We start from the raw sequence: 23,765 nt of genomic DNA on the forward strand, positions 1-23,765 counted from the left end.
GAGGTGTGGAAACCATGGAATTGAATCAGTATTTAGAGGTTTTTATTGAAGAAAGTAAAGAACATTTACAAACATGTAATGTCCAATTGCTGGAGTTGGAGAAAAACCCGGAAGATCTATCTATTGTGAATGAAATATTCAGGTCTGCCCATACATTGAAAGGTATGGCGGCTACCATGGGGTACGAAGACCTTGCTAATTTGACCCATCAAATGGAGAACGTCCTGGATGCTATCCGCAATAATAAACTCAAAGTATCTTCGCTGATATTGGATGTTGTTTTCTTGGCTGTCGATGACCTTGAAGCAATGGTCATGTCCATTGCTGAAGGCGGGGACGGCAAACGGGACGTCACTGAAATCGTCAAGAAACTGGCACTTGCAGAAAAAGGTGAATCTTTAGAGAGTATGGAGGCACAAAAAGAAGCTGCCGCTGCTGTTATGGAAATTGAGCCGCATAACTCACTTGGAGCTGAATACGACCAATTTGAACAGACGGTCATTCAACAGTCAAAGGAGCAGGGATTTAGCTGTTTTGAAATCGCAGTTATCTTAAGAGAAGACTGTCTGTTGAAAGCAGCGAGAGTATTTATGGTTTTCGAGGTATTGGAAAAATGCGGAGAAGTCATCAAATCAGTACCTGCTGTAGATATATTAGAGGAAGAAAACTTTGACCATCATTTCATGGTGAGCATAGTCACCAAAGAATCCCAAGAAGAAATCAAGAAAAAGGTTTTGAAAGTTTCAGAGGTTGATAAGGTTGATGTCCATCCAATACAACTACATAAACAAAATGAAGAACAGCCTATCGATGATGGCCAGGGTACTGCTGTCGGCAAGCCTGTATCAGGTAAAGATACAGATAAGAAGGATTACGATTCAACCACTCTCGCTGTAAAAACAGATAAGAAGGATACTCCATCCAAACAAGCAGCTGCCGGCAATAAGACAATCAGGGTGAACATTGAACGGTTGGATATATTAATGAATCTTTTTGAAGAGCTTGTCATTGACAGAGGAAGGCTTGAGCAGATTTCAAAAGAACTGGATCATCCCGAATTGAATGAAACGGTTGAGAGGATGTCAAGAATTTCCGGAGACCTGCAAAACATCATTCTTAACATGAGAATGGTACCAGTAGAAACCGTATTTAACAGATTCCCTCGAATGATCAGACAGCTTGCCAGAGATCTGGATAAGAAGATAGAACTTGAAATTATAGGAGCGGAGACAGAGTTGGACCGGACTGTAATAGATGAAATTGGAGATCCGCTCGTCCATTTGCTTAGAAATGCCATAGACCATGGTATAGAAACTCCTCAAATCCGCAGGCAAAATGGAAAGCCCGAAGAAGGAAAGGTAACTCTCAAAGCCTATCATAGCGGCAACCATGTCTTTATAGAGATCGCCGATAATGGAGGCGGAATAAGCAGGGAAAAAGTTTTGAAGAAAGCTATTTCCCAAGGTGTGGTATCAGAAGAGTCTGCCACTGCCTTATCTGACAGGCAAGTGTATGAACTGATCCTTGCCTCAGGATTTTCTACAGCAGAAACCATTTCCGACATTTCTGGAAGAGGAGTAGGATTGGATGTTGTAAAAGCAACAATCGAATCTCTTGGCGGATCTATCACTATTGATTCTGAACTGGGAGAAGGAAGCACTTTCTCCATCCAGCTTCCGCTTACATTGTCCATAATTTCTGTGATGCTGGTTGAAGTGGAAGAAGAGAAATACGCCATACCATTGTCTTCGATTATTGAAACAGCCATCATAAAAAGAGAAGACATCTTAAATGCCCACAATCAACAAGTGATTGATTTCAGAGGCAAGGTTGTACCGCTGCTGTTCCTGGAAGAAGTGTTCCAAGTTGCAGAACGGGAGGGGAATGAATACTATTCTGTCGTTATTGTCCGCAAGGGAGATAGAATGGCGGGATTAGTTGTTGATTCCTTTATCGGGCAGCAAGAAGTGGTACTAAAATCCCTTGGGAATTATCTTACAGACGTATTTGCCATTTCAGGCGCAACAATCCTTGGCGACGGACAGGTCGCTTTGATAGTGGACTGCAATGCGTTGATCAAATAATGGGAGGCCAAAGAGAATGAGTGAGAATGCTGCAGTTGCTGAAAATGTAAAAGTGATTGTTTTTCAATTAATGGGAAAAGAATATGCCATACCCGTAAGGCAGGTACGCTCTATAGAAAAAGTCCAGCATATTACCCGTGTTCCAAAAGCTGCTCCTTTCGTAAAAGGTGTCATCAATCTGCGCGGAGTTGTGACTCCTGTCATTGATTTAAGAATCAGGTTTTCACTACCGGAAGAAGCCCATACTGATGACACCCGGGTAATTATTGCGGGTGTCAATGACAAGGAAGTTGGACTGGTCGTAGACGCTGCCAATGATGTGCTGGACATCCCGTCTCAAGCAATCGAGTCACAGCCTGAGGTCGTTGGGGCAGTAGAATCGGATTATATCAGCGGGGTAGCCAAGCTTGAAAAGAGGCTCCTTGTTCTATTGAACCTGGAAGAAGTGCTTATCTAACTTAAGGCTGAGCCGCTGAAATGCCGGAGCTTTAAGATCGTTCGATGAAATTGTTCCAAATACTATCAAACTGGGGTTATTATTTATGGGATTTGAACACCGGATTACGAGCCTGCACTTGGATATCCTGAAAGAAATCGGCAATATCGGGGCAGGGAATGCTGCAACAGCATTATCCACTTTGTTGAATAAAAAAATTGATATGAAGGTCCCGAAAGTCAGAGTAGTGTCCTTTGATGAAATGATGGAAATGGCCGGTGGACCGGATAATGTTGTGGTGAGCGTCTTTCTTAGGATTGAAGGGGAAGCGCCGGGGAGCATGTTCTTCATCCTCCCTTTGTCACAGGGTGCCCGTTTCATTCAGCAGATGACAGGAGAGAAAGATTTTTCTTTTGAAAAGCCTCCATACTCTGAGCTGGGGATGTCGGCAATGCAGGAACTTGGCAATATTCTCTCAGGTTCTTATCTCTCATCATTGAGTGATTTCACCAATCTTAATCTCTACCCTTCCGTACCTGCACTATCAGTTGACATGGCTGGGGCTGTAATAAGTTTCGGGCTGTTGGAAGTCTCTCAAAAGAGTGATACGGCAATCGTGATTGATACTGCATTAAAGGAAGATGATATACCGGAGATAGAAAGCGTCAAGGGCCACTTCTTCCTGCTTCCCGACCCCGATTCTTTCGATATTATTTTCAGGTCGCTTGGTGTGGAGTCGTGACTCTTGTGGAAGATGTAGTAAGAGTGGGTATAGCCGATATGAAAATTGCCAAAGGAAATCAATCTATCAGAACATCTGGATTAGGTTCTTGTGTAGGGGTAGTCTTATATGATGAGGTCGTGCCGCTGGCTGGAATGGTCCATGTGATGCTTCCTTCTTCGAACCTTGCTAAAGACAGCAGTTTCAACCTTGCCAAGTTTGCTGATACAGGTGTCAGGGAATTAGCAGACACCCTTTCGCAACAAGGGGGAAGGCTGAGCAGAATGAAAGCAAAAATAGCCGGTGGTGCCCAAATGTTTCAATTCACCACCGGAAGTGAATTAATGAGAATCGGGCCAAGAAATGTGGAAGCCGTAACAAACGTCCTTGAAAACCTTGGGATTCCATTAATCTCCAAGGATGTGGGAGGCAGTAATGGCAGGACAATTGAGTTCCATCTACATTCTTTCATGTTGAATGTCAGGACAGTCAATATGGGTATTAAGGATATATGACGGGAACGCTTTATTGGAACTTCTGTTTTGCTCTATTTGGTTTCAGTTTGTATTTTTTCTTGCATTTCCTGATGGAACACCTGGAAAAGTTTTATTAGATTCATTTCTTACAGCAGCTGCTTTCTTCTTCCTGATGTCCGGTATAAGGAAGCTGATTCATTTGGGAATGGAAAAGCCTCCTGCAGAAAAGGAAGAAGGAATTCCGGTAATCCCGGAAGCCGGTCAGCATTGGAAGGGTACACCTTCAGCTGCAAATAAAGAGTATGGCGAGGACGAAATAGCTGCTGTAATCCGCACCCTTATGAAAGAGGAGTAATCAGCAGGTTTCTGATGATTCGCTGCCGAAAACCAGCCAATATTGAAAAGCCGGGAGGAGGAGTATTATGTCTCAGCCCTCTACGATGGATGAACAAAAGTATTGGGATCTTTGGAAAAAATCAAAAGACCCGCATGCGGGCGATATGCTGGTCAAAAAGTACTTGCCGCTTGTTTCTTATCATGTTCAAAGAGTTTCAGTGGGATTGCCCAAAAACGTTTCCCGCGAAGACCTGAAAAGCCTTGGACTTATGGGATTACTGGATGCCTTGGAAAAGTTCGACCCATCCAGGGATTTGAAATTCGACACATATGCTTCCTTCAGGGTGAGGGGTTCCATAATTGATGGTCTTAGAAAAGAAGATTGGCTTCCGCGCTCCACCAGGGAGAGAGCCAAGAAAATCGAGGCAAAGATTGAATCAATGGAACAAAAAATGCTGCGCCATGTAACGCCGGAAGAATTAGCTGAGGAATTACAAATGGATGAAGGAGAAGTATACCAGACCATGAATGAATACTTCCTAGCCAATGTTCTTTCCATTGATGAACAGCTGACAGACGAAGAAAACGACGGGCAGCATTCGTTTTCTATTAAAGACGAACAAACGATCCTTCCCGAAGCCCAATTGCTTAAAAGTGAAAATATAGAAGAATTGACAGAAACCATTCGGTCATTATCAGAAAAGGAACAGACTGTTCTAAGTTTGTTCTATTATGAGGAACTTACCCTTACAGAAATAGGAGAGGTAATGAGTCTCTCAACATCCAGGATTTCACAGATCCATTCAAAAGCTATATTTAAGCTTCGCAATTTACTTGGCTGAGAAGCCATTGAAGTTTGAAAGATTGCCCTTTAAACTATTGAATAAAAGAAATTGCGGTGAAATGATGCAGACATTTTTAATTTTATTTCCTTTACCTTGAACATAGCAGCCTTTTTAGCCATCGCTTTGCTATATACAAGACAAAATAGACTCCTGGAGATTGAGGAGAGGCAGGAAAAAGCCGTTAAAGAGATGGAAGATGTAATATCCTCATACCTTCTCGAAATGAAAGAGGACAATGACCGATTCATACAGCAGTTCCAGGCAGTCAAGGAGAAAAAAGACGACAGAAGCAAGGCTAAAGTTGAAAAAATAAAAACAGCGGCTGACATCTCATTGAAAGAGGAGTCCCGTCCTTCAGAGATTGACCCAGAAAACACGACAGTCGATAATCATTCATATAAACGCATGAGTGCAGTCAGGGCCTATAAGCAGGAAAGTGTACCTGGCTCCGAACCTCCGGTAGATAAGGATATTCCTCAGAAGGAGATCGAAACTTCTTCTAATGAAAATTCCTTCTACGGCAGAATAAAGAGACTGCAAGAGAAAGGGTATACACTTGAAGAGATAGCAAGGGAATTAGGTAAAGGTGTTACCGAAATTGAGCTTGCATTGAAATTCCGCCAAAAATAAATTAAATTTCTTGATTGCCCTGAATGATTGTGCTATATTAGTTAACGGTGTGATTACACACGCTATGGGATTCTGGCAGAAGGTGCTTGAAAAAAGTTTCTGTCTGGAGATGATCATAAGCGGAGGAATATAAAAACCAATTAGGAGGAAACACACATGTCAGTAATTTCTATGAAACAATTGCTTGAAGCTGGTGTTCATTTCGGTCACCAGACCCGCCGTTGGAACCCTAAAATGAAGAAGTATATCTTCACAGAGCGTAACGGCATCTACATCATCGACCTTCAAAAAACAGTTAAAAAGGTTGAAGAAGCTTACAACTTCGTAAAGGAACTAGCTGGAAACGGCGGAAAAGTCCTTTTCGTTGGAACAAAGAAACAAGCACAGGAGTCTGTTAAAGAAGAAGCAGAACGTGCTGGTATGTACTTCATCAACCAACGCTGGTTAGGTGGTACTTTAACAAACTTCGAAACAATTCAAAAGCGTATCTCCCGTCTTAAGCAAATCGAAAAGATGGAAGAAGACGGAACTTTTGAAGTTCTTCCGAAGAAAGAAGTAGTACAATTGAAAAAAGAACATGAGCGCTTAGTTAAATTCCTTGGCGGAATTAAAGATATGCAGGAACTTCCTGATGCACTATTCATCATCGACCCTCGCAAAGAGCGTATCGCTGTTGCGGAAGCACGCAAATTGAACATCCCTATCGTAGGTATCGTTGATACGAACTGTGATCCGGATGAAATCGATGTTGTCATCCCTGCAAATGATGATGCAATCCGTGCTGTAAAACTTCTTACTTCAAAAATGGCAGATGCTATCCTTGAAGCTAAGCAAGGCGAAGAAGCTGCTGTAACTGCGGCAGAGTAATTTAAGCTTGAGACCGGCTGATATGCAAAACAGGCTTTCTGTCCATTTCTATTAGCAGAAAAGGCTGTGGATCATATTCTGTCCGGTTGACTTGAAAAGGTGATGAGAGGATACCCCTTATCACCTTTTTTTAAAAAAGCGGCACTGTTCAAACAGAGCTGGAAAATTAGAGTACAAGCTTCTAAAGCTTACATATTATACTTTAAGGAGGAATATCATTATGGCAATTACTGCGCAAATGGTAAAAGAACTTCGTGAAAAAACTGGCGCTGGAATGATGGATTGTAAAAAAGCTTTACAAGAAACAGACGGCGACATGGACAAAGCAATCGACTTTCTTCGTGAAAAAGGTATTGCAAAGGCAGCTAAAAAAGCTGACCGTATTGCAGCTGAAGGTACGACTTTCATCCAGAGTGAAGGAAATACTGCGGTTGTACTTGAAGTCAACGCTGAAACTGATTTCGTTGCCAAAAACGAAAACTTCCAAAGCGTTGTAAAAGAACTTTCTCAACATTTGTTGACAAACAAGCCTGCCAATGTTGAAGAAGCTCTTGAGCAGACAATGGCTAATGGCAGCACTGTTGGTGAATTCATCAACTCTGCAATTGCTAAGATCGGTGAGAAGATCACTCTTCGCCGTTTTGAAATCCGCACAAAAACTGACAATGGTGCATTTGGTGAATACCTGCATATGGGTGGAAGAATTGCGGTACTTAGTGTGGTTGAAGGAACAACTGATGCTGATGTTGCTAAAGACGTTGCAATGCACGCAGCTGCGCTGAACCCTAAATATGTATCACGTGACCAAGTATCTGAAGAAGAAGTTGAGCGTGAGCGTGAACTTCTTACTCAACAAGCACTTAACGAAGGCAAGCCGGAAAACATCGTAGCAAAAATGGTGGAAGGCCGCCTTGGCAAATTCTTTGAAGATGTTTGTATTCTTGATCAGCCATTTGTTAAAAACCCTGATCAAAAAGTACGTCAATTCCTTGAAACGAACAAAGCTGAATTGAAGGATTTCACTCGTTATGAAGTTGGAGAAGGAATCGAGAAACGCCAAGAAAACTTCGCTGATGAAGTAATGAGTCAAGTAAATAAGAAGTAAGCCCACAGGGTATGCTTTATTCAAAAAAGGGAACACACTGTGTGTTCCCTCTTTTTCAAAAAGTAATTACAGGAACCAAGCAGATTTGTATAAAAAATTCAACTACATATGGAGGTTCAAATGAGCATTCCAAAGTATAAAAGAGTAGTATTAAAACTAAGTGGTGAAGCTTTGGCTGGTGAACAGGGATTCGGCCTTAGCCCTTCCATCATCAAAAATGTAGCCGAAGATGTGAAAGAAATTGCGGAACTGGGTGTGGAAGTCGCTGTTGTAGTAGGCGGGGGAAATATCTGGCGCGGCAAAGTCGGCAGCGAAATGGGGATGGACCGAGCGTCTGCTGATTATATGGGAATGCTTGCAACCGTGATGAACTCATTGGCACTTCAGGACAGCCTGGAACAAATCGGAATCGAAACCCGTGTCCAGACGTCAATTGATATGCGACAGGTAGCAGAACCGTATATCCGGCGCAGGGCGATACGCCATCTTGAGAAAAAACGGGTTGTAATCTTTGCAGCGGGTACTGGAAATCCATACTTTTCAACTGACACGACTGCTGCTTTGAGAGCTGCTGAAATTGAAGCGGAAGTAATCCTTATGGCTAAAAACAATGTCGATGGTGTTTATACCGCTGATCCTAAAACGGATGCAAATGCGGTGAAATACGATGAACTTTCTTATCTGGAAGTAATCAAGGAAGGGCTGGCTGTCATGGATTCCACTGCTTCATCTCTATGCATGGACAATGATATTCCGCTCATCGTCTTCTCAATTTCTGAGGATGGAAACATTAAACGCGCCGTTATGGGCGAATCAATCGGAACTATGGTAAGGGGGAAAGGATAATGCCAAGCAATACTATGTCCAATACAAAAGAAAGAATGAGTAAAGCAATTCAAACTTTTACAAGGGAACTGGCTTCTATCCGTGCGGGAAGAGCAAATGCTTCTTTACTGGATAAGATTACTGTCGAATATTACGGGGCTCCAACACCAGTAAACCAATTAGCGGGTATTTCTGTACCTGAAGCAAGAATGCTTGTCATCCAGCCTTACGATAAATCTGCATTGGGTGACATTGAAAAGGCTATCTTAAAGTCGGATTTAGGCATCACACCTTCAAGTGATGGAAACATTCTGCGTATTGTGATTCCACAATTAACAGAAGAACGCCGCAAGGATCTAGTGAAACTTGTCAAAAAAGAAGCAGAAGATGCTAAAGTGGCGATTCGCAATATTCGTCGTGATGCAAATGATGATTTGAAGAAGTTAGAAAAAAATGGCGAAATCACTGAAGATGATCTTCGCGGATATTCTGATGATGTTCAAAAACTGACAGATGACCATATCACTCAAATTGACTCTATAGCGAAAGACAAAGAAAAAGAAATCCTGGAAGTTTAATTCCATACAGAAAGTGCATCGAAACCCTCTGTTCAGGGGGTTTTTTTCATCTCTACATTTTACATATACCTTAGTATTCATTATATTCAACGCTGTCTTTCAAAGGCTGTATCCGCATATATTGTTTCTTTAAGAAAAATCCTAATGGCCTGATTATCACTGTGGTACCAGGCTTTTCGCTCTAAGCAGGGGAGAGAAACTCTATTCTTTCTTGTCTGCCTGGAAATTTTCCTGTGAAGCATTGCGCTATCTTGCTAAATTGATAGTAAATTGCAGCGAAGTTTCTGAAAACGTCATTTCCTTTCAAATTAAAACTGCAGGGGACCTTTTTGGGACCGCCCCCGTTTATTCTAAGTTGACCTTAACCGTGAATCTTGTAAAAATATTGAAGCAGAATTCTATTACTCATTCATATAGCAGCACTGCTTAAAGCATGCGCCCAGTCTAAATACATAACATACATTAAGTAAAGGGATTTCTGTTTTTAAAGATAAATATACATATTTTTGATATGATAGTAGGGAAAAAGTTATCAAAGCCGATTTTAGTTTCTATTGAAAATCCTCTTGCTTATAAATTATGTTATTATTACTGAAGCATCGTCTATATTCTTTGTTGAGTTTGTTTTGGCAGATGCAACGGAAAAACGCTGTTGAATATGCATGTAAAGTTTAGAATAAGAGATTTTAATACAGTGATGATTATATATGAAAAATAAACGGATATTGTTGAATAAACAATGTACTAAGCTGGCGTTAAACTAAAATTGATACTATTGTTTTTGTGGAGGATCATTTATGTTAAATAGAATGAAATTATGGAAAAGTCAAAAGGATAAGTCCAATGTTGACGAAAAATTTCATGAAGTCTTAAAGTATAAAATTCCAGGCCATATTGCTATTATTATGGATGGCAATGGAAGATGGGCCAAAAAGAGGGCTCTGCCAAGAATAGCCGGCCATCATGAGGGAATGAAAGTCGTTCGCAAAATTACAAGAATGGCTAATGAGCTTGGAGTCAAAACATTGACACTGTATGCCTTTTCAACAGAGAACTGGAAAAGGCCGAAAATGGAAGTCGATTATTTGATGAAGCTCCCCGAGGAGTTCCTGGGGACTTTCCTGCCTGAATTAATTGAAGAGAATGTCCGTGTGACGATGATGGGGTATGAGGATAAACTGCCGTCACATACAGCTAATGCCATCAAGAGGGCCATGAAAGAAACTGAACAAAACGATGGGCTGATTTTAAACTTCGCCCTTAACTATGGCAGCCGTTTTGAAATCATAGAAGCTGTAAAGGATGTCTTAAATGATGTCAGCAATGGTATAATAGATAAAAATGAAATAAACGAAGAAACCTTCTCTAATTACTTATTGACAAAAGATCTTCCCGACCCTGATCTTTTAATTCGAACCAGCGGGGAAATCAGGCTCAGCAATTTTATGCTTTGGCAGCTGGCGTATACTGAATTTTGGTTTACACCTGTTCTGTGGCCGGATTTTCAGGAAGAACATTTGATAGAAGCGATTGAAGCTTATCAAGGCAGGTCAAGAAGGTTCGGCGGTATACAAAGTGAGGAATTGGAATGAAACAAAGAATACTGACTGGTGTCATAGCAGCGGCAGTTTTTCTGCCGATAGTACTGTTCGGCGGTACGCCATTTTTAATTTTAACTTATCTTATTGCGACTATCGGGCTTTATGAAGCCTTGAAGATGAGGAATTTGAACATACTTTCAATACCCGGCATAATTTCTATTGCACTTTTATGGATTTTTTTACTGCCTGATCAATATATTGGAGTAATAGAGGGGTTGGGATACAGCAAGATTGAGCTTGCTTTGCTTGCCGTATTGTTATTCCTGACGTACACGGTTGCTGCAAAAAACCGTTTTTCCTTTGATGATGCGGCATTTTCAATTTTGGCAACCCTGTATGTCGGGATCGGTTTTTACTACTTTATCGAAACCAGGAATGCGGATGCCGGAATAGAGTTTGTTTTTTACTCGCTGTTTTTGATATGGGCAACTGATTCAGGAGCTTATTTCATTGGACGGGCTTTTGGTAAACGGAAGCTCTGGCCGGATATAAGTCCAAACAAGACAATCGAAGGATCGGTAGGCGGAGTTATTTGTGCCATGCTGGTGGCCATCATTTTCACATTATTTGCTGACTTGACAGTTTCACTTCCTAAGTTATTAATCGTTTCTGCAATCTTGTCTGTTTTTGGACAAATAGGCGATTTGGTGGAATCAGCTTTGAAACGCCATTATAATGTGAAAGATTCCGGCCATTTACTGCCTGGCCATGGCGGGATCTTGGACCGTTTTGACAGCTTGTTATTCGTACTGCCCTTGCTTCATTTTTTAAACGTATTATAAGATTTTTGGAATAACCAATCCAGCAGACAAAATAGGCTTATTGAATGGTCTTATTGTAGGAGTGAATGCTTTTGAAGAAGATTAGTCTAATGGGGGCAACCGGTTCTATCGGAATGCAAACCCTTGATGTTATTCGAGAAAACAAGGAACAATTCGAACTAACAGCTATCTCAACGGGAAGAAATATTGCTGAGACCCGCAAAATTATTAATGAATTCAAACCCAAGTTTGTTTCAGTCCAAATGGAAGAAGATGCACTTGTGCTGAAGAATGAGGTGCCGGCGGGTACAAAAGTTCTTTGGGGAGAGGAAGGGCTTCTTGAAGCAGCCTGTCACCAGGATACGGAAATTCTGGTGAATGCCGTCTTGGGAAGTGTCGGTCTTTACCCCACACTGAAAGCCATAGAGGCGGGGAAAACAATTGCGATCGCCAATAAGGAAACCCTTGTGACTGCCGGCCATATTGTGATGGAAGCTGCCCGGAAGAACGGAGTCACGCTCTTGCCGGTTGACAGTGAGCATTCAGCTATCTTTCAATGCCTGCAAGGTGAAAATCCAAAGAATATTGAATCCTTGGTTATTACAGCTTCCGGCGGCAGCTTCCGTGATCGCACCAGGGAGGAGCTTGAAGGAGTAACGGTAGATGAAGCGCTCAACCATCCTAATTGGTCAATGGGTGCAAAAATAACAATAGACTCGGCAACAATGATGAATAAAGGTTTGGAAGTTATAGAAGCCCATTGGCTGTTCGGAATTCCTTATGAGAATATAAAGGTTTTATTACATAGAGAAAGCATTATCCATTCTATGGTGGAATTCCATGATAGTTCAGTCATGGGTCAGCTTGGTACCCCTGACATGAGGGTTCCGATCCAATATGCCCTGACTTACCCTGATCGATTTGAAAGACCGGGAGGCAGCAGGCTGAACCTGGCGGAGATAGGGAAGCTGCATTTTGAGGAAATGGATTTTAAACGGTTCCGCTGCCTTGATTATTGTTTTGAGGCAGGAAAGGCAGGCGGTTCCATGCCTGCTGTCCTGAATGCTGCCAATGAAGCAGCGGTAGCGAGATTCCTCAATGGGGAAATATCCTTCCTGGATATAGAGACACTCATTGAAAAATCCCTGTCAAAACACGAGTTGATCAAACAGCCTGACTTAGAGACCATCAAGGTCATCGATTCTGATACACGTCGATTTGTCAATGAATTGAAACTAGGTTAAAGGAAGTGCTACACACTGCAGCTCTAATGTATAGTTATGTGGTATGTTTACCACTAGAGCGCGATGAATTTGATGCGCCATTACCCCTGCAGAAACAAAAGTGGACCTATAAATCATTTGTTTCTATTCGTTTTTTCAAGACTTTCTAATGAATGCTGTTAGTGACAGGTGAATTACCGCTGCTTTCCTTACCAGAAGAGGATTGGATTGTGAACCTAAAACGGAAATTCAGTGCTTTCAGCCAGAATCTCTACGATGTTGGTACTTAGAAAGTCCTCTTGCATCGTTAAAGGGTATTACTGCAGAATGCAGATTTTTTAACAGTACAAATGAATTTCATCGACACATACTTTACAAAGGTGGTTTTCTATTTGCAGACAGTGATAGCCTTTATTATCATATTTGGCGCACTTGTTTTCTTCCATGAATTGGGACACTTGATTTTTGCCAAAAGAGCTGGAATCATGTGCCGGGAGTTTGCTATTGGTTTTGGGCCAAAAGTATTTTCATATAAAAAATCAGAAACAACTTATACGATCAGGCTGCTGCCGCTTGGAGGCTTTGTCCGCATGGCGGGAGAAGATCCGGAAATGGTCGATTTGAAACCTGGATACAGAATTGGTTTGGTTCTTGATAATGAAGAAACAATCCAAAAAATCATAATTAACAATAAGGATAGATACCCTGATATCCGTGTGGTTGAAGTAGAAGAAAGTGATTTGGAACACAAGTTGTTCATCCGGGGGTATGAAGATGGAGAAGAAGAGCTGAAGACTTTCTCTATTGGAAGAGATGCGGTCATTATTGAAGATGGAGTTGAAACTCAAGTGGCTCCATGGGACCGTCAGTTTGCTTCCAAAACTTTAGGCCAGAGAGCGATGGCCATTTTTGCAGGTCCGTTATTCAACTTTATCCTGGCGTTCTTTATCTTTTTAATAGTGGGCTTGATGCAAGGTGTTCCCGTGGATGAACCTGTACTTGGAAAGCTTACGGAAGATGGGGCTGCAAAAGAAGCCGGGCTTCAGCAGGGTGACGAAGTATTAAGTGTCGACGGCAACGAAATTTCCACATGGGAAGATATCGTTGCAATCATTCAGAAGCATCCTGGCGACGAACTGGTATTCACCATTGATCGTGATGGAGCTACTGAGGAAATTGCAGTGACTCCAAAGCCGCAAGTGATTGAAGACCAGGAAATAGGTATTATAGGAGCTTATAATCCTGTTGAAAAATCTCCCTTGAAAGTTGTCAGTAACGGTTTTACTCAAACCTATGAATGGACCAAGCTGATTTTTGTCATGCTGGGCAAGCTTATAACTGGGCAATTTTCAATTGATGCACTATCAGGTCCTGTCGGTATCTATCAATCGACTGATATCGTCGCCAAATCTGGAATATATAATTTAATGAATTGGGGAGCGATCCTCAGCATCAATTTGGGAATCATGAACCTTCTTCCTATCCCTGCACTTGATGGCGGAAGATTGATGTTCTTCCTTGTGGAAGCGGTAAGAGGCAAACCTGTAGACCGGCATAAAGAAGGCATGGTCCACTTCATTGGTTTTGCTCTGCTGATGGTTCTGATGCTGGTTGTAACCTGGAATGATATCCAGCGTTTCTTCCTTTAGATCGTAAAGCAAGGAAAGAGAATGAACCTGTTCGTTCTCTTTTCTTTTGGGAAATGTGATAAATCCTTATCTTACTGAAAGTCTGATTCTTATTCTTTATTTAATCAGTTGTACATTTTCAAGGGTATTGTAAGCCTTTTTCCTTATAGGGGAGCATATTTTACAAGACATCACTTTTTAAATCTAATATTGGCAGAGGTGGAAGAATATGAAACAAAGTAAGACGTTAATTCCAACATTGAGAGAAACACCAGCAGATGCTGAAGTGAAAAGCCATCAGCAATTACTGCGGGCAGGTTTTATCAGGCAGAACGCAAGCGGTATTTACAGCTTTCTGCCTCTTGGACGTAAAGTTCTTCAAAAAGTGGAAGAAATCATCCGAGAAGAAATGATCAATGCCGGCGGGTCAGAACTTTTAATGCCTGCGCTCCAACAAGCTGAATTATGGCAGGAATCAGGGCGCTGGAATACATATGGTCCAGAATTAATGCGTATGGAAGACAGACATAAGCGCAGTTTTGCTTTAGGTGCCACCCATGAAGAGGTCATTACCTCTCTTGTCAGAGACGAAATTAAATCATATAAAAAACTTCCTCTTACTTTATTCCAGATCCAGACAAAGTTTCGAGATGAAAAGAGGCCGCGGTTTGGTTTGCTGAGAGGAAGAGAATTCATCATGAAGGATGCATACTCTTTCCATTCCTCATATGAAAGTCTTGATGATACGTATGAAAAAATGTTTCAGGCTTACTCCAATGTTTTTAAGCGCTGCGGCTTGAATTTTAGGGCAGTTATCGCTGATTCTGGGGCAATGGGCGGAAAAGATACCCATGAATTCATGGTTCTCTCTGAAATAGGAGAAGATACAATCGCTTACTCTGACACGTCCCGTTATGCGGCAAACATTGAAATGGCTCCTGTCACGACGAAGTACGAAGAATCAGCGGAAGAAGCAAGGGAACTTGACAAAGTCGAAACTCCAGGTGTTAAAACCATTGATGAAATCAGCACCCAGTTGGAAGCGGGGAAAGACAAGTGCTTAAAGTCACTTCTTTTTAAAGTGGACGAAGACTTTGTGCTTGTAATCGTGCGTGGTGATCACGAAGTGAATGATATCAAAGTGAAAAATCAACTGAACGCTTCTGTTGTGGAATTGGCTTCTGCAGAAGAAACAAAAGAGCTGCTGAATGCCCCAGTTGGTTCAATCGGCCCTGTGAAACTTAAGGGTGAAATGAAAATCATTGCTGATGAGTCAGTGCAATATATTAAAAATGCTGTTTGCGGTGCAAATGAAGAAGGGTTCCATTTCGTGAATGTTAATTATGGAAGAGATTTTGAGGTTGATCAATTTGCTGACCTCCGCTTCATTCAAGAAGGAGACCCATCTCCTGACGGTGAAGGAACCATCCAATTTGCAAAAGGAATTGAAGTAGGTCATGTCTTCAAACTTGGTACACGCTACAGTGACGCCATGGGTGCTGAGTATCTTGATGAAAATGGCAGGGCGCAGTCTATGATTATGGGTTGTTACGGTATAGGTGTATCACGTACACTTGCTGCTGCAGCGGAGCAGTACAGTGATGAAAATGGCTTGCAATGGCCATCCAGCTTGACGCCATTCCATGCCCACATCATTCCGGTCAATATTAAAAATGATGATCAAAGAGAGCTCGCCGAACAACTGTATGCGAAATTGAAAGAAGATAGATTTGATGTGCTGCTCGACGACCGTCAGGAGCGCCCGGGAGTGAAATTTACTGATTCAGATCTAATTGGAATTCCTTTCCGTATCACTGTAGGCAAGAAAGCAGCTGATGGAGTGGTGGAAGTGAAAATCAGAAAAAGCGGTGAAGTCATAGAGGTTCATAAAGATGAACTATCCGCTAAACTGCAGGAATTATTTCGCAGTCAATGAACGCTGAATTTATGGTAAGATAAATTTAAGAAGACTAAAAAGGGTCTGATCAATAGGTCAGTCCCTTTCTTATGTATAAAGCGGAAGCGCCTTGTTCAGCCCCGACAGGCAAATTTTTTCAGAGAAAAAAGGCGGTCTTTCCTTTTATTCTCTGAGGGTTATTTGACCCCGAGGGGCTAGGCGCTGCAGCTGGATTGATTATAAAGCGGAAGCGGCCGTTCAGCGACGTACAGATTTCAGGGCTCTCGCATGAGATAAAGGAAACACAGCGAACGCAGTGAGCTGATGTTCATTTCCATTGCCTTTACTTCTGTTTTTTACGAGGAGTTGCTTAATCAAAGAAAAAGCCCTAATACCTGCTTTTTCTAAGAACAACATTGAATGAGAAAAGGAAATGAACTTGTTGACTTATCGCAAGGAGAGAGACCGAAATCTGCTAGGCGGTGGCCGCTGCAGCTGGAATGGTATAAAGCGGAAGCGGCCGTTCAGCGACGTACAGATTTCAGGGCTCTCGCATGAGGTTAGGGAATCACTAAGCTTTACAAGATAACTCAAATTAAAAGGGCGATTCTCTAACCAAGCCCGGACAAATTTGATAAACTGAAAGCATGTAGTTTTAACATATGGAAGTTCACGAATTTATAATAGACATAGATAAAAGAATGGGGGAGAAATGATTTGCAGGAGAATCCCGCCGGTAAAAAAGAAAGATTTCAAGTTCTTCTCATGCAGCTTGGGATGACAGAAGATGCTGTTGTAAAGCATTTTCAATCTGCCCAGATTGAAAAGCTGCTGGTTGACCGCCAGGAAAAGAGATGGCATTTTCACTTTACATTAGAGAAGCTTGTTCCTTGTTCAGTATGGAGTACCTTCTCCATAAGATTGCAGCAAGCCTTTCAACATATAGCAAAAGTCCAATACTCCATCAAGCTGGTCGATGACTCGCACACCGAAGAGCAGCTTCTCGAATATTGGGGCGAATGCATCAAAGAAATTGACGGAATTTCGCCGCCGCTTCTGGCTCTTTTAAATAAACAGGTTCCAAGGATAAAAGGCAGCAAGATCATTGTGGAAACATCAAATGAAACAGAGGCCACTGCCTTAAAAAGAAAGTATGCAGGCTTTATTGCTTCTGTATTTCAAAATTTCGGTTTTCCTGCTTACACGATCGATGCGGAAGTCAAGCAGTCAGACAGCGGTAACGATGACTATAAGCAATTCCTCGAAGCTAAAAGAAAAGAAGACGAAGAAAGAGCAAAGCAAGCAGTAATCGAGATGCAGAAGCAGGCTAATGAGAAAGAACAGGACGGTGCACCATCCGGACCAGTCAATATCGGCCTGACCATCAAAGATGATGCTGACTTCCGAAAGATCGAGCAAATCTATGATGAGGAAAGAAGAATTGCTCTTGAAGGATATATTTTCGATGCTGAAACAAAAGAACTTCGAAGCGGCAGGACCTTATTAACATTCAAAATCACTGATTATTCAAGTTCAATCCTTGTTAAAATGTTCTCCCGTGATAAAGAAGATGCAGCTATCATGGGCAATGTGAAAAAAGGAATGTGGGTCCGCTGCAGAGGAAGCATTCAGAATGATACATTTGTAAGGGACTTAGTCATGATTGCCAATGATGTCAATGAAATCACTCCTGTCCTGAGGAAAGATACAGCACCTGAAGATGAGAAAAGGGTTGAACTTCACCTGCATACACCTATGAGTCAAATGGATGGTATTTCTTCAGTGGCTGATCTTGTAGGACAAGCAAAAAAATGGGGCCATAAAGCTGTAGCGATCACAGATCACGCTGTCGTTCAATCGTTCCCTGAAGCGTATAATGCCAGCAAGAAAAACGGAGTCAAAATTCTATACGGGCTTGAGGCAAATCTGGTGGATGATGGCGTGCCAATCGCCTATAATGATGCGCATCGTAACCTGGAAGAAGATAGTTATGTGGTATTTGATGTGGAAACGACCGGTCTTTCTGCGATGTACAACACGATTATTGAACTGGCAGCGGTCAAGATCCGCGATGGTGAGATCATAGACCGATTTGAATCATTTGCTAATCCTCATCATCCATTATCTGCAACAACCATTAATTTGACAGGCATCACAGATGAAATGGTAAAAGATGCCCCGGAAATTGAGGAGGCACTTAAATCATTTAAAAAATGGGCAGGGGATGCTGTCCTGGTCGCCCATAATGCTTCCTTCGATATGGGCTTCCTGAATGTAGGATATGGAAAGGCAGGACTTGATAAAGCTGAAAATCCAGTCATAGATACTCTCGAATTGGGAAGGCTTCTGTATCCGGAGATGAAAAACCACCGTCTGAATACACTGGCCAAGAAGTTTGATATAGAACTGACTCAGCATCACCGGGCAATATATGATGCAGAGGCAACAGGCTATCTCCTGCTCAAGATGCTGAAAGATGCTCATGAAAAAGGAATTGTCTATCATGATCAGTTCAATGATTATATGGGGAAAGGCGACTCTTACAAACGCTCACGTCCATCCCATGTGACTCTGCTTGCACAGAACGAAGAAGGGTTAAAGAATTTGTTTCAGCTTGTGACAAGGTCTCATTTGGAATACTTCTTCCGTGTACCGAGGATTCCCCGTTCACTGCTCCGCAAATACAGGAGCGGCATTCTCATAGGATCAGGGTGCGACAAAGGTGAAGTCTTTGAAGGGATGATGCAGAAGGCTCCGGAAGAAGTGGAAGAAGTTGCCAGGTTTTATGATTATCTCGAGGTCCATCCGAAAGAAGTCTATCAGCATTTGATAGAACTGGAACTTATTCAATCCAATCAGAACCTTGAAGAAATCATCGGAAACATAGTTAAGCTTGGGGAAAAGCTGGACCTTCCAGTAGTGGCGACAGGAAATGTCCATTATCTCAATCCGACTGATAAAGTCCACCGGGAAATCCTTGTCGGTTCACAGGGGGGAGCCAATCCGCTTAACCGTCACAAACTTCCTGATGTTCATTTCAGGACAACAAATGAAATGCTTGATTGTTTTTCATTCCTTGGGAAAGACAAAGCGAAAGAAATCGTGGTGACGAACACGAATAAGATCGCAGACTTAATCGAGGATATCAAACCGATTAAAGATGATTTATATACTCCTAAAATCGAAGGTGCAGACGAAGAAATGCGCCGGATGAGTTATGCGATGGCAAAGAGTATCTACGGGGAGGAACTTCCTGAAATCGTCGAAGCAAGACTTGAAAAAGAATTGAAGAGCATTATTGGCCATGGGTTTGCTGTTATCTATTTAATATCAGCAAAACTTGTTAAAAAATCTCTGAGTGATGGATATCTGGTAGGGTCGCGTGGATCAGTCGGCTCGTCCCTGGTTGCCACAATGACGGAAATCACGGAAGTTAACCCGCTGCCGCCTCATTATGTATGCCCATCATGCAAGCATTCAGAGTTCTTTGATGATGGATCAGTAGGATCTGGGTTTGACCTTCCGAATAAAAAATGTCCTGAATGCGGAACTCAATTTAAAAAAGATGGACATGATATTCCTTTTGAAACTTTCCTAGGTTTTAAAGGAGATAAAGTTCCTGATATCGATTTGAACTTTTCTGGTGAGTACCAGCCGCAGGCGCATGACTATACAAAAGTCCTGTTCGGAGAGGATAACGTTTACCGTGCCGGAACAATTGGAACGGTAGCTGATAAGACGGCCTTTGGTTATGTTAAAGGCTACGCTTCGGACAACAATCTTCAAATCAGGGGAGCGGAGGTCGACAGGCTGGCAAAGGGTTGTACAGGTGTTAAGAGAACCACTGGACAGCATCCAGGGGGAATTATAGTTGTACCGGATTATATGGACATTTTCGACTTCTCACCTATCCAATTTCCAGCGGATGATAAAAATTCAGAATGGAAAACAACTCACTTTGATTTCCATTCCATTCATGATAACCTGTTAAAACTTGATATTCTTGGCCACGATGACCCGACAGTCATCCGTATGCTTCAAGACCTATCAGGCATAGATCCCAAAACGATTCCTACAGATGACCCTGAGGTTATGAAGATTTTCAGCGGCACCGAGTCCCTGGGTGTGACAGAGGATCAAATCATGTGTAAAACCGGAACATTGGGAATACCTGAATTTGGGACCCGGTTCGTCCGCCAGATGCTTGAAGATACCAAACCGACTACGTTCTCAGAACTTGTTCAGATTTCCGGTCTTTCGCATGGAACAGATGTGTGGCTTGGAAATGCCCAGGAATTAATCCATAATAACATTTGTAACCTGAGTGAAGTAATCGGGTGCCGTGATGATATCATGGTATACCTGATCTATCAGGGGCTGGAGCCTTCATTGGCATTTAAAATTATGGAATTTGTCCGAAAAGGAAAAGGACTTCAACCGGAATGGGAAGAGGAAATGGCCAAGAATGGCGTTCCCGGCTGGTATGTAGATTCCTGTAAAAAATTAAATATATGTTCCCTAAAGCCCATGCTGCTGCCTATGTATTGATGGCGGTAAGGATCGCCTATTTTAAAGTCCACCATGCCCTGCTCTATTATTCTGCATACTTTACTGTCCGTGCAGAAGACTTTGATATAGAGGCGATGGTAAGGGGAAGCCAGGCTGTCAAGGCGAAGGTTGAAGAAATCAACAGCAAGGGACTTGATGCTTCACCTAAAGAAAAAATACATTGACGGTCCTTGAACTGGCCCTTGAAATGTGTGAAAGAGGCTATAAGTTCCAGAAGGTGGATTTATATAGATCTTCAGCGACGGAATTTATCATTGATGGAGATTCCCTCATTCCGCCATTCAACGCGATACCGGGACTTGGCACTAATGCTGCGATCAACATTGTCAATGCGAGAAAAGAAGGAGAATTCCTTTCTAAGGAAGACCTTCAGCAAAGAGGAAGAGTATCCAAGACTATCATAGAGTACTTGACGAATCATGGATGTCTCGACGCCCTTCCCGACCAGAACCAATTGTCCTTATTCTGATGCGGACCCTTGGCTGTCAAGGGTTTTGTTTGCAAAAAAATGTTGGTTATGGTATATTTTTATTGGAAATACTAATGATAACTCTGAAGAAAGAGTGGGGCGCCCCCACTCTTTCGTTGTTGATTAGGGATTTTTGCTTGACTGGATTCTATTTGTTCATCTCATGACAGAATCGAATCTTGCTCTGCCTTTCATCCCTCAAGCCGAAAGTCATCTTGTAGCAGGAATGATAAAATATCTTTCAAGTGGGTTTCGGAATACAGCCGGTCAGCAGCTGCTTTCCGGCTTCGAGCCCTGACAAGTCTTTCAGGCTTGGTAACCAGACTAACGAGAGTTAAGGTGATAGACAGGGGTTGCAGCGAAGGTTGTGGCAATGCCTGTCTATATTACTAGGCGTCCGATATTTTATTAGCTGGGAATGATTATTCCTGGTCCAAGATTTCTTTTATAATCCAGGAGGTATGTATGAGTAAAATCACTGAACTCGTAGATGAACTCGTGACACCGATTTTAGATGACATGTCACTTGAATTGGTAGATGTTGAATATGTTAAAGAAGGCTCGAACTGGTTCCTGCGTGTATTTGTAGACAAAGAAACAGGAGTCGACATTGAAGAATGCGGAATCGTAAGTGAGCGGCTGAGTGAAAAACTGGATGAACTCGACCCGATTACACATAATTACTTTCTTGAGGTTTCTTCCCCGGGGGCTGAACGCCCGCTGAAAAGAGAGAAAGATTTTGAGAAAGCAATCGGGAAAAACGTCCTGGTTAAAACATATGAACCTATCAATGGAGAAAAAGCGATTGAAGGGAAGCTCTTATCGTATGATGGAGACTCTTTATCAATAGAAATGACAATTAAGACAAGGAAAAAGCAGGTAGATATTCCGATGGAAAAAGTAGCTAAAGCCCGTTTGGCTGTCACTTTTTCATAAGACGGAAGGACCTTTATTAGAAGGGGGATGACATATCAATGAGTTCACAATTACTTGAGGCTCTTAATGTACTTGAAAAAGAAAAAGGCATCTCTAGGGATGTTATTATTGAAGCTATCGAAGCCGCCCTTGTTTCTGCTTATAAGCGAAACTTCAACCAGGCGCAAAATGTGAGGGTCGACCTTAATCTTGAGACAGGCTCCATGCGCGTATTTGCCCGCAAGGAAATCGTGGATGAAGTTTTTGACTCGCGTCTTGAGATTTCCTTGGAAGATGCTAAACAAATCAACCCTGGTTATGATACAGGCGATATAGTAGAGCTTGAAGTTACGCCTAAAGACTTTGGCCGTATAGCAGCACAGACAGCCAAACAGGTTGTTACACAGCGTGTAAGAGAAGCAGAACGCGGCATTATTTATTCTGAATTCGCTGATAGGGAAGAAGACATCATGACAGGCATCGTCCAAAGGCAGGACGGACGTTTTATTTATGTTGCGCTGGGCAAGATCGAAGCGCTTCTGCCGGTTAATGAGCAGATGCCCAACGAATCTTACAAACCTCATGACCGTATTAAAGTGTTTATTACAAAGGTGGAAAAAACAACAAAAGGACCGCAGATTTTTGTGTCCAGAACCCACCCGGGATTGCTGAAAAGGTTGTTTGAAATTGAAGTTCCTGAAATTTTTGACGGAACAGTTGAAATTAAATCTGTTGCCCGTGAAGCCGGCGACCGTTCCAAAATTTCCGTGTCTGCGGCCAATGAGGAAATCGATCCTGTCGGAGCATGTGTAGGTACCAGGGGAGCCCGTGTCCAGGCGATCGTCAATGAACTCAAAGGCGAAAAAATTGATATCGTCCAATGGTCTGAAGATCCTGTTACATTTGTCGCCAATGCTCTCAGTCCTTCCAAGGTATTAGATGTGCAAGTGGATGAAGATGCAAAGGCAACAAGGGTTGTTGTTCCGGATTATCAGCTTTCCCTGGCAATCGGGAAAAGAGGCCAGAATGCCCGCCTTGCAGCAAAACTGACGGGATGGAAGATTGATATCAAGAGTGAAACGGATGCCCGGGAATTAGGTCTTTATCCGCGCAGTGATGAACCGCTTCTTCCGGTGAATGAAGAAGAGGACTATGAAGATAATCCTTCCGAAGATCTGGAATAAAGGTGATAGCGATGAGTACGCAAAAGAAAATTCCTTTAAGAAAATGCTTGGCCACAGGGGAAATGAAACCGAAAAAAGAAATGATCAGGATCGTTCGTTCTAAAGAAGGCGAAGTTTCCGTTGACCAGACAGGCAAGAAATCAGGCAGAGGGGCATATCTTTCGAAAACGAAAGATGCTGTTCTCGCTGCAAAGAAGAAAAATGCAATAGCCAATCAATTACAGACAAAAGTGGATGAATCGATTTACGATGAACTGCTTGCGCTGGTGGAAAAGGAGTAATTCTCGATTATATGAATCAGGAAAATCGATGGATGTCTCTGCTAGGATTGGCCAATCGGGCACGCAAAGTGATTTCAGGCGAAGAGCTTGTTATTAAGGAAATCAGAAACAACCGGGCGAAAGTCGTCATTATCGCAGGCGATGCATCTGAAAACACCAGAAAAAAATTACCGATAAATGCAGCTTTTACAAGATTCCTGTTTATCAAGTTGAAGACAGAAATGTTCTTGGAAGGGCAATTGGTAAAGAAGCAAGGGTGACAGTGGCTGTTCTCGATGCCGGTTTCGCAAGTAAGATTTCCCAGCTGCTCGATGAATCTCAATGGGGGTGAACA

At 42.3% G+C, this 23,765-nt stretch carries 20 protein-coding genes and 2 pseudogenes; all 22 read left to right on the forward strand.

Annotated elements, in window-relative coordinates:
- Window positions 1–14: 14 nt before the first annotated feature.
- The 22 genes and pseudogenes from B9Z54_RS18735 (at window position 15) to B9Z54_RS18835 (ending at window position 23,762) form a co-directional block, all read left to right on the forward strand.
- On the forward strand, window positions 15–2,084 hold the full coding sequence (locus B9Z54_RS18735) for a chemotaxis protein CheA (RefSeq protein WP_113929912.1): 2,070 nt from the start codon (window positions 15–17) through the stop codon (window positions 2,082–2,084).
- A gap of 16 nt (window positions 2,085–2,100) precedes the next feature.
- On the forward strand, window positions 2,101–2,541 hold the full coding sequence (locus B9Z54_RS18740) for a chemotaxis protein CheW (protein WP_113929913.1): 441 nt from the start codon (window positions 2,101–2,103) through the stop codon (window positions 2,539–2,541).
- Window positions 2,542–2,626: 85 nt separating this feature from the next.
- Window positions 2,627–3,262, forward strand: coding sequence for a chemotaxis protein CheC (locus B9Z54_RS18745; protein WP_113929914.1), 636 nt, complete (start codon window positions 2,627–2,629; stop codon window positions 3,260–3,262).
- A gap of 38 nt (window positions 3,263–3,300) precedes the next feature.
- On the forward strand, window positions 3,301–3,756 hold the full coding sequence (locus tag B9Z54_RS18750) for a chemotaxis protein CheD (RefSeq protein WP_113930126.1): 456 nt from the start codon (window positions 3,301–3,303) through the stop codon (window positions 3,754–3,756).
- Window positions 3,719–4,072, forward strand: a complete 354-nt coding sequence (locus B9Z54_RS18755; RefSeq protein ID WP_162785287.1) for a hypothetical protein — start codon at window positions 3,719–3,721, stop codon at window positions 4,070–4,072. Before B9Z54_RS18750 ends, B9Z54_RS18755 begins: the two co-directional genes overlap by 38 nt.
- A gap of 67 nt (window positions 4,073–4,139) precedes the next feature.
- Complete coding sequence (locus tag B9Z54_RS18760) at window positions 4,140–4,895, forward strand: FliA/WhiG family RNA polymerase sigma factor (RefSeq protein WP_113929916.1); 756 nt, start codon at window positions 4,140–4,142, stop codon at window positions 4,893–4,895.
- A 96-nt stretch (window positions 4,896–4,991) separates the two neighbouring features.
- Window positions 4,992–5,528, forward strand: a complete 537-nt coding sequence (locus B9Z54_RS18765) for a hypothetical protein (protein ID WP_162785288.1) — start codon at window positions 4,992–4,994, stop codon at window positions 5,526–5,528.
- Window positions 5,529–5,684: 156 nt separating this feature from the next.
- Entirely contained in the window at window positions 5,685–6,395 is a 711-nt protein-coding gene (rpsB, locus tag B9Z54_RS18770; RefSeq protein ID WP_113929918.1) for a 30S ribosomal protein S2, read from the forward strand.
- Between the two features lie 220 nt (window positions 6,396–6,615).
- Window positions 6,616–7,500, forward strand: a complete 885-nt coding sequence (gene tsf, locus B9Z54_RS18775) for a translation elongation factor Ts (protein WP_113929919.1) — start codon at window positions 6,616–6,618, stop codon at window positions 7,498–7,500.
- Between the two features lie 120 nt (window positions 7,501–7,620).
- The gene (gene pyrH / locus B9Z54_RS18780; RefSeq protein ID WP_113929920.1) at window positions 7,621–8,346 is read left to right on the forward strand and encodes a UMP kinase; all 726 of its coding nucleotides are present in this window, start codon (window positions 7,621–7,623) and stop codon (window positions 8,344–8,346) included.
- Window positions 8,346–8,903 (forward strand): ribosome recycling factor, encoded by a 558-nt coding sequence (frr, locus tag B9Z54_RS18785; protein ID WP_113929921.1) that lies wholly within the window; start codon window positions 8,346–8,348, stop codon window positions 8,901–8,903. The genes pyrH and frr overlap by 1 nt, the downstream gene beginning before the upstream one ends.
- A gap of 797 nt (window positions 8,904–9,700) precedes the next feature.
- Window positions 9,701–10,495 (forward strand): isoprenyl transferase, encoded by a 795-nt coding sequence (locus B9Z54_RS18790; RefSeq protein ID WP_113929922.1) that lies wholly within the window; start codon window positions 9,701–9,703, stop codon window positions 10,493–10,495.
- Complete coding sequence (locus tag B9Z54_RS18795; RefSeq protein ID WP_113929923.1) at window positions 10,492–11,286, forward strand: phosphatidate cytidylyltransferase; 795 nt, start codon at window positions 10,492–10,494, stop codon at window positions 11,284–11,286. Before B9Z54_RS18790 ends, B9Z54_RS18795 begins: the two co-directional genes overlap by 4 nt.
- A 71-nt stretch (window positions 11,287–11,357) precedes the next feature.
- Complete coding sequence (dxr, locus tag B9Z54_RS18800) at window positions 11,358–12,509, forward strand: 1-deoxy-D-xylulose-5-phosphate reductoisomerase (protein WP_113929924.1); 1,152 nt, start codon at window positions 11,358–11,360, stop codon at window positions 12,507–12,509.
- A 371-nt stretch (window positions 12,510–12,880) separates the two neighbouring features.
- Window positions 12,881–14,137: an RIP metalloprotease RseP gene (gene rseP / locus B9Z54_RS18805; RefSeq protein ID WP_113929925.1), complete on the forward strand. Its 1,257-nt coding sequence runs from the start codon at window positions 12,881–12,883 to the stop codon at window positions 14,135–14,137.
- A 208-nt stretch (window positions 14,138–14,345) separates the two neighbouring features.
- A complete protein-coding gene (locus tag B9Z54_RS18810) occupies window positions 14,346–16,052 on the forward strand; it encodes a proline--tRNA ligase (RefSeq protein ID WP_113929926.1) in 1,707 nt (568 codons plus the stop codon).
- A 381-nt stretch (window positions 16,053–16,433) separates the two neighbouring features.
- Window positions 16,434–16,571: a hypothetical protein gene (locus B9Z54_RS24995; protein WP_162785289.1), complete on the forward strand. Its 138-nt coding sequence runs from the start codon at window positions 16,434–16,436 to the stop codon at window positions 16,569–16,571.
- Window positions 16,572–16,778: 207 nt separating this feature from the next.
- Window positions 16,779–21,051, forward strand: a pseudogene (locus B9Z54_RS18815) (PolC-type DNA polymerase III).
- 465 nt (window positions 21,052–21,516) lie between these two features.
- Window positions 21,517–21,987, forward strand: a complete 471-nt coding sequence (gene rimP, locus B9Z54_RS18820; RefSeq protein ID WP_113929927.1) for a ribosome maturation factor RimP — start codon at window positions 21,517–21,519, stop codon at window positions 21,985–21,987.
- 38 nt (window positions 21,988–22,025) lie between these two features.
- Window positions 22,026–23,150 (forward strand): transcription termination factor NusA, encoded by a 1,125-nt coding sequence (gene nusA, locus B9Z54_RS18825; RefSeq protein ID WP_113929928.1) that lies wholly within the window; start codon window positions 22,026–22,028, stop codon window positions 23,148–23,150.
- 11 nt (window positions 23,151–23,161) lie between these two features.
- Window positions 23,162–23,431 (forward strand): RNase P modulator RnpM, encoded by a 270-nt coding sequence (gene rnpM / locus B9Z54_RS18830; protein ID WP_113929929.1) that lies wholly within the window; start codon window positions 23,162–23,164, stop codon window positions 23,429–23,431.
- 11 nt (window positions 23,432–23,442) lie between these two features.
- Window positions 23,443–23,762: pseudogene (locus tag B9Z54_RS18835) on the forward strand (YlxQ family RNA-binding protein).
- Window positions 23,763–23,765: the final 3 nt, after the last annotated feature.

It is taken from the genome of Bacillus sp. P14.5 (genome assembly GCF_003316765.1).
GTDB lineage: Bacteria > Bacillota > Bacilli > Bacillales > Bacillaceae_B > Rossellomorea.